The organism is Stenotrophomonas sp. SBJS02, assembly GCF_020428325.2.
Lineage (GTDB): Bacteria > Pseudomonadota > Gammaproteobacteria > Xanthomonadales > Xanthomonadaceae > Stenotrophomonas > Stenotrophomonas africana.
In genome coordinates this window covers 274,353-288,904 of sequence record NZ_CP109812.1, presented here as the reverse complement: position 1 = coordinate 288,904, position 14,552 = coordinate 274,353, and the positions used below count along the sequence as shown (strand labels likewise).

13 protein-coding genes are annotated in these 14,552 nt (G+C 67.1%); 6 read left to right on the top strand and 7 right to left on the bottom strand.

Features of this window, described 5'->3' with window-relative positions:
- Nucleotides 1–26: 26 nt before the first annotated feature.
- Together FQS62_RS01285 and FQS62_RS01280 are read right to left on the bottom strand one after the other, a co-directional pair.
- Nucleotides 27–2,780, bottom strand: a complete 2,754-nt coding sequence (locus FQS62_RS01285) for a peptidoglycan-binding domain-containing protein (protein WP_208043545.1) — start codon at nucleotides 2,778–2,780, stop codon at nucleotides 27–29.
- Between the two features lie 49 nt (nucleotides 2,781–2,829).
- Nucleotides 2,830–3,693: a lysozyme inhibitor LprI family protein gene (locus FQS62_RS01280; RefSeq protein ID WP_157804554.1), complete on the bottom strand. Its 864-nt coding sequence runs from the start codon at nucleotides 3,691–3,693 to the stop codon at nucleotides 2,830–2,832.
- A gap of 265 nt (nucleotides 3,694–3,958) precedes the next feature.
- Here FQS62_RS01280 and FQS62_RS01275 point away from each other — a divergent pair, with 265 nt between their 5' ends.
- From FQS62_RS01275 to FQS62_RS01250, 6 genes are all read left to right on the top strand, one after another.
- Nucleotides 3,959–4,363, top strand: a complete 405-nt coding sequence (locus tag FQS62_RS01275) for a lysozyme inhibitor LprI family protein (protein ID WP_226053678.1) — start codon at nucleotides 3,959–3,961, stop codon at nucleotides 4,361–4,363.
- Between the two features lie 42 nt (nucleotides 4,364–4,405).
- A complete protein-coding gene (locus FQS62_RS01270; protein ID WP_208043546.1) occupies nucleotides 4,406–6,187 on the top strand; it encodes a peptidoglycan-binding domain-containing protein in 1,782 nt (593 codons plus the stop codon).
- A gap of 145 nt (nucleotides 6,188–6,332) precedes the next feature.
- Nucleotides 6,333–6,623 carry a type II toxin-antitoxin system RelE/ParE family toxin gene (locus FQS62_RS01265; RefSeq protein ID WP_049431373.1) on the top strand — a complete coding sequence of 97 codons (291 nt, stop codon included), beginning with the start codon at nucleotides 6,333–6,335 and terminating at the stop codon, nucleotides 6,621–6,623.
- Nucleotides 6,624–6,661: 38 nt separating this feature from the next.
- Nucleotides 6,662–6,955, top strand: coding sequence for an addiction module antidote protein (locus tag FQS62_RS01260; protein WP_226053677.1), 294 nt, complete (start codon nucleotides 6,662–6,664; stop codon nucleotides 6,953–6,955).
- 285 nt (nucleotides 6,956–7,240) lie between these two features.
- Nucleotides 7,241–8,221 (top strand): cation diffusion facilitator family transporter, encoded by a 981-nt coding sequence (locus tag FQS62_RS01255; protein ID WP_208043547.1) that lies wholly within the window; start codon nucleotides 7,241–7,243, stop codon nucleotides 8,219–8,221.
- 111 nt (nucleotides 8,222–8,332) lie between these two features.
- Nucleotides 8,333–8,758 carry an organic hydroperoxide resistance protein gene (locus FQS62_RS01250; RefSeq protein WP_004153735.1) on the top strand — a complete coding sequence of 142 codons (426 nt, stop codon included), beginning with the start codon at nucleotides 8,333–8,335 and terminating at the stop codon, nucleotides 8,756–8,758.
- 227 nt (nucleotides 8,759–8,985) lie between these two features.
- On the opposite strand, the gene mmsB is transcribed toward FQS62_RS01250, so the two are convergent.
- Genes mmsB through FQS62_RS01225 form a run of 5 tightly spaced genes read right to left on the bottom strand, consistent with a single transcriptional unit; the run spans nucleotide 8,986 to nucleotide 14,525 of the window.
- Nucleotides 8,986–9,876 (bottom strand): 3-hydroxyisobutyrate dehydrogenase, encoded by an 891-nt coding sequence (mmsB, locus tag FQS62_RS01245; protein ID WP_208043727.1) that lies wholly within the window; start codon nucleotides 9,874–9,876, stop codon nucleotides 8,986–8,988.
- Complete coding sequence (locus FQS62_RS01240) at nucleotides 9,873–11,048, bottom strand: enoyl-CoA hydratase/isomerase family protein (protein ID WP_208043726.1); 1,176 nt, start codon at nucleotides 11,046–11,048, stop codon at nucleotides 9,873–9,875. Before FQS62_RS01240 ends, mmsB begins: the two co-directional genes overlap by 4 nt.
- Nucleotides 11,045–11,842, bottom strand: coding sequence for an enoyl-CoA hydratase (locus FQS62_RS01235; RefSeq protein ID WP_049448190.1), 798 nt, complete (start codon nucleotides 11,840–11,842; stop codon nucleotides 11,045–11,047). Before FQS62_RS01235 ends, FQS62_RS01240 begins: the two co-directional genes overlap by 4 nt.
- Nucleotides 11,839–13,005: an acyl-CoA dehydrogenase family protein gene (locus FQS62_RS01230; RefSeq protein WP_032954680.1), complete on the bottom strand. Its 1,167-nt coding sequence runs from the start codon at nucleotides 13,003–13,005 to the stop codon at nucleotides 11,839–11,841. Before FQS62_RS01230 ends, FQS62_RS01235 begins: the two co-directional genes overlap by 4 nt.
- Nucleotides 13,006–13,019: 14 nt before the next feature.
- On the bottom strand, nucleotides 13,020–14,525 hold the full coding sequence (locus FQS62_RS01225) for a CoA-acylating methylmalonate-semialdehyde dehydrogenase (protein WP_049448187.1): 1,506 nt from the start codon (nucleotides 14,523–14,525) through the stop codon (nucleotides 13,020–13,022).
- Nucleotides 14,526–14,552 lie beyond the last annotated feature (27 nt).

The following is a 14,552-nucleotide window of genomic DNA, read 5'->3' as shown; positions in this document are numbered from 1 at the left end:
CCCTGCGGGGAACGCCGCGGCCCGCCCTACTGCACGCGCCCCTTCACCTGTTCCTGCTGCGCGTCCTGCGCCTGCGCGTTGAACTGGGTCTCCAGTTCCGCGCTCTGCCGGGTACTGGCCTCGACCGACTGCGAGACCGCCTGCTGGCGATCGACGAAGATGCGCTGCGCCGCCGGATCACCCGGCGTGCCCTGCACCGCGAACAGGCCGGTGCCATCCGGGCGTGCCACCACATGGTCGATCTGGCGCATGCCGGCCACCTTGCTCTCGTAGGCCAGCTGGCCGGCCGCACGCTCGGCTTCCTGCGGGTTGGCGAACAAGGGGGACAGCCCCGCCTGCGCGCGCTGCTGTTCCAACCCCTGCAGCTTCTCCAGTGCCTGGGCGAAACGCGGGTTTTCGGCATGCCCGGGGTCGCGCATGCTGGCCGGTGCTGCAGGTGCTGGCGGCGCGGCCGGTTCGGTGTGTACCGGGACGGCGGCGGTCTGCGCACCGGCCTTCAGCGCGGCCGGATCTGCCAGGCGGGCCAGGGTGAGACGGCCCGCCTTGCCGTCATCGTCCAGGCCGTTGTTGGCCTGGAACTGCTTCAGCGCCGCCAGCGTGTCCTTGCCGAAGATGCCATCGGTGCCCAGCGCGGTGCCGTCGGCGGCGGTATAGCCCAGCGCCGCCAGCTTGCCCTGCAGGGCCTTGACCTCGTCACCGCGCTCGCCCTTCACCAGCATGCCATCGGCCATCGGTGCCTGCTGCGCGTCGCGTGCGGCCTGCGCGGCTTCAGGGCCCTGTGCCTGCACCTTGCCGCCCAGAGTGATGCGGTCGTTGAGAATGTCCCCCAGATAGCGCCGATACTGGTCCGGCTCGACTTCGATGTGCGCGTGTATCGCGCCCGGCGACCCAACATCCGACTGCCGCACCAAAGGTGCGCCGTACTCGACGAAATCCCCGGTCTTGTACGGAATGGACCCGCGCGCGCCGTGCAGCACCTGGCCCACCAGCTCGCGACGCGCATCGCCGACCGGATGGCTGTAGATGCTGATGGAATTGGTGTCGTCGTCGTTGAGCTTGACGTAGCCGGCCACCGGACTGGGAACCATCAGGCTGCGCCCGCCTGACCGATCGGTCAGGATCAGGTCCTTCTGCACCAGCGGAATGCCGTTGCGGTCTTCGCGCCTGCGCACCGCCTCCAGCTCGCCCTCGACCTTTTCGGCGGTACGGTCGACCCTGCTGGCGTCGCCCGCGCGCACGGCGGCCGCGTTGGTGTTGGGGTGGTGGATCTTCAGTTCGCGGAACGCCTCTTCACCACTGATGCCGTGACGCAGGGTGCGGTTGCTGCCGCCATTGCCGTAGGGCTCCACCACCGTGATGCGCTCGCCGCCGGGTGCAGCGGCGGCAGGTCCGCTGCGGCGCTCGGGCGCAGGTGCCGCTGCGGGTGCAGCGGGTGCAGCCGGTGATGGCGTTGCAGGGCGATGCTGTGCGGCTTCGGCATCGATCGCGCGGCGCGTGGATGCGTCGGCCATGCCGGTGGCCGGCAGATGGTGCTGCTGCTGGAAGGTATTGATGGCGTGCTGGCTCCCCGCCCCCAGGTAACCGTCGGGGGTAATCAGCTTGCCCCGCGCATCGGTCAGCCCCAGTGCCGCCATGTCAGCCTGCAGCGCGCGTGCTTCGCGGTCGATCGCGCTCAATGTGGCCGGCCCGGCCTTGCCATCCACCGGGGTCAGGCCATGGTCACGCTGAAAGGCCTCGACGGCCTGCCGGGTGGTGGCATCGAACTGGCGGTCGGGATGGATGGCCTGCGCCCCCGTCCCGCCATAACCCAGCGCGTGCAGGTTGTGCTCCAGCTTTTCCACCGCGCGGCCACTGGAGCCTTCCTTCAGCACCTGCGGACCACCGCCACCGTGTCCATGCGCTCGCGCCTGTTGCAGCGCCACCCGGATGTCCGGGTCACTGCCTTCGGTGGCAGGTGCGAAATCGCGGCGCCCCACCTTCAGATGCGCCCGGTCCATCGCCTCTTTGTTGCTGGCGTAGGCGTCTTCATACCCGGCAGCGACGTCGGCGGCGGTCAGCCCGGCATAGAACTTCCTGCTGTGGCGGATCGCGGCGGCCTGGTCACGCAGGTCCTGGTAATCACCGCCGCGCTTGAGCACAGCTTCCAGATCATCCAGCCGACCCGGCAGCTGGTTGGCCGTCTTGGCAATCAACGCGATGGCCTCGAAGCGCTTGTCTTCGGCAATGCCGCTGCCATGCTTTTCCAGCATGTTCATCGCAATGTGCGTCGCGTTGCGTACCTGCGGGTAGTCGATGTGCGTGTGGATCCACTGCTTGCCTTCCGGCGAGCCGGCCCAGGCATTGATGCTGTCGCGGGTGGGCGCATCGATGAAACGGATGGACGGCCGTTTCTCCCGTCCATCCCCATGGCTCAGCAGGTCCGCACGCAGATCGGCGCGATCGTGGGTGAACGGCAAGCCGTGTGCGCTGGCATAGGCACTGGCCTGGTCGATCACGGCATCGACGTAGGTCTTCTCGCCCGGCTTCAGCGTGCGGCGCTCTGTCGCGCCCAGCGGCCACGTACCGCGCTGGCCGAAGTCGACCTGGATGGTGCCCAGCGAATAGCCGCTGTTCTCGGCCACCGCGCCGACGGTGCCCCACTTCGGCTCATGCAGGCCCTTGGTGACGCCGGCAATGGAGAGATGGTACGACGACCCACCGCCTTCGGTGCCGCGGCCGACGGCGAAGAACACTGCACCGGCGGTGGCATCAAGATTGCGGGTATCGATATGGGTAGGCATGGCTCAGTTCCTTGTCCTTGGAGAGTGACCGGGCGCGGACAGCGCTGGCTCAGCGGGCCAGCACGCGCCCCTGCAGTTCGATGGCGCGGTTGGCGTACCGGTTGATGCGGCACGACTGTGCATCCAGCATCGCCCCCACATGGTCACTGGCAGGCGCGCAGCGCTTGTCGGTGTCTTCAACCCAGTTGGCCTGCTCGTCCATCCAGCGGTCCTTGGCCGGACTGTCCGGGCTCGCCATCAGACGCGCTACCTGCGCCTCCAGCTGCTGCTTCTGATAGGCAAACTCGGCGGCGTCGCACGCTTCAAGCTGGTCGTCCATGCCGCGGGCGTCCTGCACGCAGCGGGTGTATTCATCGCGCAACGGCGCCTTCGCATGGGAGGTGTCGGGAGGAGCGCTCTGTACCAGCAACGCATCGGCACGATTGGCAACGCGGAACAGGCGGCATTCCTGCGCCCTCTGCAGCGCATCCACGCCGGCATCGGCCGCTGCGACGCAATGACGGTCGGTATCGCTGCGCCAGGCCGCCTCGCCGGCGCGGAATGCAGATGTGGCAGCCGCGTCGAGTCCGGCCACCGCCTTGGCGGTGCCCTCCTGCAGGCGCGCCTGCTGGTAGGCCAGTTCATCCTCGCCGCAGGCCTGCAGCTTGCCTGCGTCTTCCACGCCATCCACGCACCACCCGTAAGCGGGCCGCAGGCGGCCTTCGCTGTAGGAGCTGTCGGGGTAACCGGTGGGCGCGCCGCCTGCCGGCGCCAGCGCGGCCGGCGCTGACGCAGCGGCGGTGGATTCGGCCGATGCGGGGGAAGAAGGGGCCTGGCAGGCGGCCAGTACCGCACACAGACCCAGCGCCACCCAGTGCCGGCGGCCAGCGTGCTTCGTTACATTGCCCTTGCGGGGTGCCATTGCTTCACTCACGTGCGTCTCCCTGGCGTGCAGCCGGCGGGTGCCGGCCCAAGCGGGGCCGTCCATCGGTCCCCATCACGCGGGCCATCCTAAGGCAGCCTTCCGCCCCGGTACCTGACTGGATTCATGTTGCACCGATGCCGCCGCTGAAGTCCGGCCTAGAGGGCAACCGGTCACATTTGTCGTGAATCGTTGACGACGACGAAATAGTGACGCCGCTATAGTCCAGCGCTCGCAATGGATTGGACGTGTGGAGCAGATGATGCAGCACAAGCGCATGAGCAGGACCCTCGCCGCCGCGCTGGCGATTGCCGCCCTGGCCGTCGGCACGGCAACCGCAGCACCGGCTGCCAGCGGGCTGAGCCCGACCTTCACCACCTGCCGGGACAAGGCGCAGGGTGCTGTCGAGCAGGCCGCCTGCCTGACCTCGGAAAGCGCCCGTCAGGACCAGCGCCTGAACCAGGCGTACCGTCAGCTGCAGGCAAAGCTGAGTGGCGCGAAGAAGACCAAGCTGGTCAATGCCCAGCGCGCGTGGCTGCAGTCGCGCAGTCGCGATGGCGAACTGGATACCGCGCTGTACGACGATTCGCAGCCGGGCAACCTGCAGGGCGAGCTGAACGATGTGATGCGCCTGAGCGCGCGTGCCGACCAGCTGCAGAAGTATCTCCAGCTGCTGGACTGACCCAGGAGGGGCGGACCCTCTGACTGAACAAGGATGTAAGACATGCCAACCAACATCGATACCCACGATCTCGACGCCACCTCCGGCGCGGTGTATTTCGCCGTCGGCCGAGGCACCGAAGGTGGCCCCGCCTCCTACCACCTGGCCATCGCCGGCATCACACGGGGCGTGACCGAACCGCACTGGGGTACGGTGAACAAGGTCGCGCAGAACAGCGGTTACAGCCTGGGCGCGATCCAGGTCGACTTCGGCCAGCGTGGCGAATGGGCGCTGGGTGCCATCGACGGCCATGCCCTGAAGCCGGGCGAGACGACCTATGTCGACGCGGTGATCGATCAGGCCAGCGCCTACGCCAAGGCGCACAACCTGCCCTTCACCCAGGACCATGCCGACCTGCGCCGCGACCTGCTCAGCCACGGCAATGGGCTCAGCGGGCGCAGCTCGATCCAGTTCATCGACACCCACACGCGCGACAGCATCAATGCCTGGGCCGGTTCGGCCGAGGGCAAGCAGTGGATCCACGCCAACATCGACTACCCGCAGGTGCGCAACGCCACCCGGATCGGCATGACGATGGTGGACACGCATGGCAGCAACATCGCTGAGGAGAACCGGTTCGAAGCGATCAGCCTGATCGCCAAGACCGCCAACCAGTTGCCCAGCCAACTGCCCAAGCTGCAGAAGGTGCTGGAAGAAGGCGGTGACTACGAGGCGCTGCGCGCGAAGGCCGGGCAGATCCGCGAGACGTACCAGTACTTCGACGCGCCCAAGGCCGGCGACATCGCCGTGCGCTACGAAGACGCCTACGCCAGCAACAAAGAGGCGATGGACCGTGCCCACGCCAAGGTCAGCAGCCGCGACTACTCGCCCGCCGGTGAGCACAACGATGCGGACATCAAGGTGGCGCTGGACCAGATCGGCGCACCGCGCCAGCAGGCCGGTTCGCAGACGTTGAAGGAAGGGTCCAGCGGCCGTGACGTGCTGAAGCTGGAAAGCAACCTGGTCACGCTGGGCTATGCCAGTGCTGACGGCCAGCAGACACTGAATCCGGACCGGCGCTTCGATGCCACCACACGCAAGGCGGTGGAAGACTTCCAGCGCGCGCACAATCTGGACCCGGTGGACGGCAAGGCCGGGCCAGCCACGCTGGCCGCGATCGACCGCGACGCGCGCGAACTCCAGGGCAACCTGGCCGCGCTAGGGCTGACCGACGCCAAGGGCCAGGCCATCGGCAGCGATGGCTATCTGGGCGGTGGCAGCCGCCATGCGATCAACGCTTTCCAGCAGCAGCATGGCCTGCCTGCGACCGGCATTGCCGATGCGGAAACCCGCCAGGCGCTGGCCAATGAAGTGCAGCAGCGTGCGCAGGCACAGGGCAACACCCCGGAACAGCAGGCAGCGGCCGAGCCTGCGCGCGAGACGGTGTACCCGATGTCCGACCCGCGCAGCCCGCAGAACTGGCTGTACACCGAGACCCTGGTGCAGGTGAAGTTCGCCGAGGAAGCGCGTGGCCTGCCCTCCGGCGAGCACAGCGAGAAGCTGGCCGCTGCCCTCACCGTGGAAGCTGCGCGTGCCGGCCTGTACCGGGTTGATCGCGTTGAGCTGAACCAGGATGGCTCGATGGCGCGCGCGGTGCAGGCCAATGCGCTGCACGACGAAAGCGCGTTGAACCGCAATACCGCGCCGGTATCGACCGCTGACGCGATGCGCCAGAGCGTGCAGGAGAACAGCGAGCGGGCGTTGCAGGTGAGCGATCAGCAGCGCGAGCAGCAGAAGATCGACCAGCAGACCCAGCAGCACGGCCCGCGGGCCATGATGGCGTGAGGAATGCAGGCCCATGGGCCTGCTGTCGTCACTCGCGCCCGCCCCACTGGTCGGCCTGAGGCAGACCCGTGGGGTCGAGCACGGTGCGTCGATGAGCGTCGCGGATGCCGATTGAACCATGTATCCTTATGGATACGATGGATGAATGGCGATTCTCCAGGCAACAGAGACATTCACGCGATGGCTGCGTGGACTCAACGACAGCAGGGCCCGCGGCGTGATCGTGGAGCGCCTGCAGCGCGTCGCCCGCGGTCTCGAGGGAGATGTCCGATCAGTGGGTCATGGCGTAAGCGAACTGCGAATCAACCATGGGCCGGGATATCGCGTGTATTTCACACGTCGTGGGAGATCCATCGTCGTGCTCCTGCACGGTGGCGACAAGTCGAGCCAGCGTCGCGATATCGAAAAAGCGGTCAGGCTCGCGGAGCTGCTGTAGCCACCATTTGATTCCATGCCGTTCCCAGGACTCTCCCCATGAGCAAGCTGAAGACGATTCCCTTCGATCCCGCAGACTATCTGGATGATGACGTCGCAATCGCCGCCTATCTAAGCGAGGCGTTGGCAGCAGGTGACGCGGGCCACTTCCAGGAGGCACTCGGAACAGTGGCGCGCGCCCGCGGCATGGGCGGCGTTGCCGAGGTCTCCGGCCTGGGACGCGAAAGCCTGTACAAGGCGCTGCGCCCCGGAGCACACCCACGCTTCGATACCGTGCAACGTGTGCTGTCGGCGCTTGGGGTGCATCTGACCGTGCAGGCCGGCAAGGCCTGACCGCGACCGCTACATCCGCCGGGCATTGCCCGGCACTTCGACTACCAGCACGTGGCGCCGAAGGTACAGATTGATGGCCGGCCGAGGCAAAGAACACCTGCCCATGCACGCGGTAGACCTGCGTGTCACCGGCATCGTCGCGCTGCATATCCAGCATGCGGCCGAGAAATTCGATGACCATGTTGGCCACGCCCTGGACGACGCATTCGCGGTCACGCTCGCTGGGCGTCTCGGCGATGTCCTCGACGTTCTGCGACGATGCCGGACAGCAGAAGACAGCGGAGCATGCCGTCGCTCTACAATCGGGCCATGGCCACCGACCACCCGCATTTCTTCGACCCCGCCACCGAACAGGGCGTGCTGCGCCTGTCGATCGCCGGTGCACTGCTGCTGGCCGCTGCGGCGGTGGTGTTTGGCCTGCTGGCCAATTCCTCGCTGATCATCTTCGATGGCATCTACGGCCTGATCGACGTGGTGATGACCTGGCTGTCGCTGCTGGTGGCCCGGTTGATCGCGCTGTCCACGCAGACCGATGCACTGCAGTCGCGGCTCAACCAGCGCTTCACCATGGGCTTCTGGCACCTGGAGCCGATCGTGCTGGGCGTGAGCGGCACGCTGATGATCGGCGCGGCACTGTATGCGCTGGTCAATGCGGTGGATGCGCTGATGTCCGGTGGCCGCCACATCGCGCTGGGCCCGGCGATCATCTTCGCCGGCCTGTCACTGGTGGCCGAGAGCGCGCTGGGCTGGTTCGTGCTGCGCGCCAACCGCCGTATCGGCTCGGAATTCATCGCGCTGGATGCCAAGAACTGGGTGATCGCAGCCAGCATGTCGGCCTGCTACATGGTCGCCTTCCTCGGCGGCGTGCTGGTACAGGGCACCTCGTGGGCATGGGTCGGGCCGTACATCGACCCGGCCATCCTCGCCTTCGTCTGCGTGCTGGTGATGATTGCCCCGCTCGGCACCGTGCGCCGGGCGCTGGCCGGCATCCTGCTGGTCACCCCGCCGGAGCTGCAGGCGCACGTGGATGCCGTGGCACGCGCGATCGTGGCCAAGCATGGCTTCGTCGAGCACCGCAGCTACGTGGCCCAGGTGGGCCGTGGCGAGCAGATCGAGCTGTTCTTCGTGGTCCGCGAGGACGACCCGCCGCGGCCGCTGGTGGAATGGGACCAGCTGCGCGACGAGATCGGCGATGCGCTGGGCGAGGCCTCGCCGGACCGCTGGCTGACCATCATGTTCACCACCGACCGCGAGTGGACGATCTAGGCCCGCAGGACGATCGATCAAGTTTTTCGTACGCCTTGCAACCCAACGTACGCGGAAACCGGGCAAAGTAGGCTCCAACGAAACACCCACCCACCGACCAGGAGCATCCCGATGTCCATCGAAAAGGTTCTGTACACCGCCCAGGCCACCTCCACCGGCGGCCGTGAAGGCCGTTCCGTCTCCTCCGACAACGTGCTGGACATCCAGCTGTCGACCCCGCGCGAGCTGGGCGGCGCCGGCGGCCCGGGCACCAACCCGGAACAGCTGTTCGCAGCCGGCTACTCGGCCTGCTTCCTGGGCGCGCTGAAGTTCGTGGCCGGCCAGGCCAAGGTCGCGCTGCCGGCCGACACCACCGTGACCGGCAAGGTCGGCATCGGCCAGATCCCGACCGGCTTCGGCATCGAGGCCGAGCTGACCATCAACGTGCCGGGCGTGCCGCGCGAGCAGGTCGAAGAGCTGGTGCAGAAGGCGCACATCGTGTGCCCGTACTCGAATGCCACCCGCGGCAACATCGACGTGACGCTGATCGTTGCCTGATGCGGTGATGCCGGCCAGCGGCCGGCACTACCCGCGTGCAGGGCAAAAAATGGGCCGATGCCGGTCGAAACCGGGCATCCGCCCATCCCACCTCGGGTGGGCCCCGGCGCGCGCCGGGGACGCATTTGCTTCTGTAGAGCCGAGCCCATGCTCGGCTGATCCGTCCGGCGCTGGAACATCCGGCGGAAAAGCAGCCGAGCATGGGCTCGGCTCTACCTACCCAAGCCTTATTTCTCGCTCGTGATGAGCTGCACGACGCTGGAGAAATCCAGCTTGCCGCGGCCGGCCTGGTGGTTCATCGAGTACAGGTTGCGGGCCACTTCGCCCAGCGGGATCGAGGCGCCGACGCTCATCGCCGCTTCCACCGCCAGGCCCATGTCCTTCAGCATCAGATCGCTGCCGAAGCCGCCGCTGTAGCCGCGCGAGGCCGGGGCGTTTTCCAGCACACCCGGCCACGGGTTGCACACTTCGGTGGCCCAGCTGCGGCCGGTGCTGACCGCCATCATCTGCGACAGCACCTTCGGGTCCAGCCCGTGCGCCACGCCGAGGGCGATGGCTTCGCCGGTCACCGCCATGATCACGCCCAGCGCCATGTTGTTGCACAGCTTGGCGACCTGGCCGGCACCGCTGGCGCCGACATGGAAGATGTTCTTGCCCATTGCCTGCAGCACCGGGCGGGCGCGTTCCAGCGCGTCCTCTTCGCCACCGACGATGAAGGTCAGGGTGCCGGCCTGGGCACCGGCGGTACCGCCCGATACCGGCGCGTCGATCATCTGCAGGCCACGCGCGGCGGCCGCTTCCGAGACCTTGCGGGCACTGGCCGGTGCGATCGTGCTGCAGTCGATGACCAGTGCACCGGCCGGAATCGCGGCGAGAATGCCGTCATCGCCCAGGTACACACCCTCGACGTGGCGGCTGGCCGGCAGCATCGAGATCACCACTTCGGCATCGGCCAGGGTGTCGTGTGCCGACGACGCAGCGCTCGCGCCGGCATCGACGGCGGCCTGCACCGCGGCCGGGACAAGATCGAACACGCGCACGGTATGGCCGTTCTTGACCAGATTGGCGGCCATCGGGCCACCCATGTTGCCCAACCCGATGAATGCAATGCGGCTCATGCAAGGCTCCTTTCAACAAGGGGAGTGCCCAGGTCGGCCAGCGGGTGTGCGGCATCGGCCCAGGGGGAAGCGAAGAAGGTGTCGGCCCACGCGGCGGTGGCCTCGGCCAGGGTGGCCGGGTTCCACTGCGGATTGCGGTCCTTGTCGATCAGCAGCGCGCGGATGCCTTCGGCGAAATCACCGTGGGCGGCGCAATGCAGGGCGACGATGTATTCCAGGCGATAGATCGCGGCCAGGTCCTGGCCGGCACTGCGGCGCTGCAGCTCGTACGACAGCCGTGCCGAACCCGGTGCACCGGCGGCGAGGGTCTTCTGTGCCGCCTGCAACCAGGCATCGTCGGTCTGCAGACCGGCAATGCGCGCCACGATGGTCTGCAGGTCATCGCCTTCGCAGAGCACCTCGACCTGCGCTGCATTGGCCAGCAGCGGACCGGTCGCAGCATCACTGGCATGCGACTGCAGCAGATGGGTCAGGCGTTCGTGGTTGTGTGCGGCATCACTGGACCAGGCCACCTGCAGCAGCGCATCGAACACCGCGCTGCGGCGTTCTTCAGCCACGTGCACATCGGCCAAGCCGGCGTAGATGGCATCGCCTGGATTGAGCAGTGCGCCGGTCAGGGCCAGGAACAGGCCGCCCTTGCCCGGCACGCGCGGCAGGAGCCAGCTGCCACCGACATCGGGGAACAGGCCAACAGTGATTTCCGGGAAGGCCAGCTTGGAGCGCTCGCTGACCACGCGGTGGCTGGCGCCGGACATCAGGCCGATGCCACCGCCCATCACGATGCCATGGCCCCAGCACAGGATCGGCTTGGCGTAGGTGTGGATGAGGTAATCGACGCGGTACTCGACGTCGAAGAACTCGGCGGCGTAGTCGTTCTCGCGGATGTCGCTGCGGCCGACCTCGCGGAAGGCAACCATGCTCTTGTACAGGCTGTGCAGGTCGCCGCCGGCGCAGAACGCCTTCTCACCGGCACCCTGCAGCACCACCATGGCGATGCCGTCGTCATCGGCCCAGGCATTCAGCTGCTTTAGCAACAGGTGCGCCATCGGCAGCGAGAAACCATTGAGCGTGCGCGGCGCGTTGAGCGTGGCGATGCCGATGCGCGTGCCGTTGCCGGCCACGCGCTCTTCGAACAACACCGGTGCGTCGTCGGCAGCGGTGTCGATACTCATGCGTTCTTCCACTGCGCGGCGCGCTTTTCCAGGAAGGCGGTCACGCCCTCGACCTGATCAGCGGTATCGAACAGGTCGACGAAGGCTTCGCGCTCGGCCACCAGCGCCGAGGCGTGGGTGCCGGTGCGGGTGGACTGCACCAGGGTCTTGCAGGCGGCGATGCTGGTCGGGCTCTGCTTGCCGGCCTTCTTCGCCCATTCCAGGGCCAGTGCCTTGGATTCGCCCTTGCCGACCTTTTCTTCGGCCAGGCCAATGCGCAGTGCGGTCTCGGCATTGATGCGCTCGCCCAGCAGGATCATGCGCTTGGCCCAGCCCTCGCCGACCAGGCGCGGCAGGTTCTGGGTGCCACCGGCGCACGGCAACAGGCCGACGGTGGCCTCCGGCAGCGCGACCTGGGCGTGGTCTTCGATGATGCGCAGGTCGCAGGCCAGTGCACATTCCAGGCCACCGCCCATGGCGTAGCCGTTGATCGCGGCGATCGACACACCACGGAAACCGGACAGCGCTTCGAAGGCTTCACCGAAACGGCGCGCGGCTTCACGTGCAGCGGCCTTGTCACCGGAGGCGAACTGGTTGAGGTCGGCACCGGCGGAGAAGAACTTCTCGCCGTCACCGGTGATCACCAGCGCGTAGATGTCGCGGTCTGCATTGAGCGCGCCGACCAGGTCGCGCAGCGCCGACAGACTGTGCACGGTCCAGGTGTGCGCCGGCGGGTTGTTCAGGGTGACCACGGCGGTGTGGCCATCGACCTCCAGCTTCAGGCCCACGTGCTCCTGGGTACGCCAATCCTTCATCGCAGTTCCTCTTCGGTGTTGAGCAGGTGACGGGCAACGATCACCCGCATGATCTCGTTGGTGCCTTCCAGGATCTGATGCACGCGGCAGTCACGCAGCAGGCGCTCGATCGGGTATTCGCGGATGTAGCCGTAGCCACCGTGGATCTGCAGCGCCTCGTTGCAGACGTTGAAACCGGCATCAGTGGCGAAGCGCTTGGCCATCGCGCACCACACGTTGGCGTCGCTGGCACCGGCATCGAGCTTGCGCGCGGCGGTGTGCACCATCTGCCGTGCGGCGACCAGCTGGGTGACCATGTCGGCCAGCTTGAACTGCAGCGCCTGGAATTCGGCCAACGCCTTGCCGAACTGGCGGCGCTCGCCCATGTAGCGGCGCGCGGCATCCAGCGCACCCTGCGCGGCGCCCAGCGAGCAGGCGGCGATGTTGATGCGGCCGCCATCGAGCCCCTTCATCGCCAGCTTGAAGCCGCCGCCTTCCTCTCCCAGAAGGTGGCTGACCGGCACGCGGACGTTCTCGAAGGTGATGCCGCGGGTGGGCTGGCTGTTCCAGCCCATCTTTTCTTCCTTGCGGCCGAAGCTGATGCCCGGCAGGTCCGACGGCACCGCAATCGCGCTGACACCGCCGGCACCGGCACCGCCGGTACGCGCCATCACCACCAGCAGCTCGGTGGCACCGGCGCCGGAGATGAAGGCCTTGGAACCGTTCAGCACATAGAAGTCGCCATCGCGCACGGCCGTGGTCTTCAGCGACGCCGCGTCGGAACCGGCACCCGGTTCGGTCAGGCAGTACGAGGCCAGCTTGTTGCCCGAGGACAGATCGGTGCCCCACGCATCGCGCAGCGCCGGCTGGCCCCACGTGGACACCATCCACGAGGCCATGTTGTGAATGCTGATGTAGGCCGCGGTCGACGGATCGACGTTGGCGAGCTCCTCGATGACGACGGCGGCGTCCAGTCGGCTCAGGCCGCTGCCGCCCACCTCCGGGTCCATGTACAGACCGCAGAAGCCCAGTTCACCGGCCTTGGCGATCGCCTCGCGCGGAAAGATGCCCTCCGCATCCCATCGCGCGGCGTGCGGCGCCAGTTCGGCCTGTGCGAAGTCGCGCGCCGCCTCGCGGTACGCCTGCTGTGCTTCTTCCAGTTCCGTCGTCATCGAGTGGCTCATGGCTGCTCCTGCCGTTACTTCAGGCTGATCGTGGTGTTGACGCCATGGCTCAGCGTTTCGTCATCGAACCAGCGCGCGGTGACCGTCTTGGTCTGGGTGTAGAACAGCACCACCTGCTTGCCGTACGGACCCAGGTCGCCCAGCTTGGACGCGCGCGAGCCGGTGAACGAGAACAGCGGCACCGGCACCGGGATCGGCACGTTGATGCCGACCTGGCCGACGTCGATGTCTTCCTGGAACTTGCGTGCGGCCGCGCCGGACTGGGTGAACAGGGCGGTGCCATTGCCGTTCGGGTTGCTGTTGACCATCGCGATGGCGTCTTCCAGCGTTTCCGCTTCGAGGATGACCAGCACCGGCCCGAAGATTTCTTCCTGGTAGATGCGCATGTCGGTGGTGACACCGGCAAAGATGGTCGGGCCGACGAAGTTGCCCTTCTCGAAGCCATCCACCTGCGGCTTGCGGCCATCCAGTACCAGCTTGGCGCCCTGCTCCACGCCCGAGGCGATCAGGCCTTCCACGCGCTCGCGGGCGCTGCAGGAAATGACCGGGCCGACGTCGGTGCCGGACACGGTGCCGGCGCTGACCTTCAGGGTCTGGGCCTTGGTCACCAGGTCCTGCACCCAGTTGCGCGCTTCACCGACCAGCACCAGGGTGGAGGCGGCCATGCAGCGCTGGCCGGCCGCACCGAAGGCGGCGCCGACCATCGCGTTGAGGGTCTGTTCCTTGTTGGCGTCCGGCAGCACCACGGCGTGGTTCTTGGCGCCCATCATGCACTGCACGCGCTTGCCGGCCAGCGAGGCGCGGTTGTAGACATGGGTGCCGACGCGGGTGGAACCGACGAACGACACGGCCTTGATGTCCGGGTGGTCGCAGATCGCGTTGACCACTTCCTCGCCACCGTGGACGACGTTCAGCACGCCCTTCGGAATGCCCGCTTCCAGCGCCAGCTCGACCAGGCGCATGGTGACCATCGGGTCCTGCTCGGACGGCTTGAGGATGAAGGTGTTGCCGGTGGCAATGGCCATCGGGAACATCCACAGCGGGATCATCGCCGGGAAGTTGAAGGGGGTGATGCCGGCGCACACGCCCAGCGGCTGCATGATCGTGTAGGTATCCACGCCATTGGCCACGTTGTTGGCCAGCTCGCCCAGCTGCAGGTTGCCGATGGCGGCGGCGTGCTCGACCACTTCCAGGCCGCGGAATACATCGCCTTCGGCGTCCGGCAGGGTCTTGCCCTGTTCGGCGGTGAGGATGTGGGCCAGCTCGCTCATGTTCTCGCGGATCAGCTGCTGGTACTTCAGGAAGATGCGCGCGCGGGTACCGATGGGGGTCTTGCGCCAGGTCTTGAAGGCTTCCTTGGCGGCGGCGACGGCGGCGTCCACTTCGCCGGTGGTGGCGAACGGCACCTTGGCCAGCACGTCCTGGGTGGCCGGATTGATCACGTCCTGCCAGTGGGAAGTGGCCGATTCAACGAACTGGCCATCGATCAGCATGCGGATACGGGGCGCTGCAACAGTCATGACGACAAATCCCACGGGGTGCGAAAG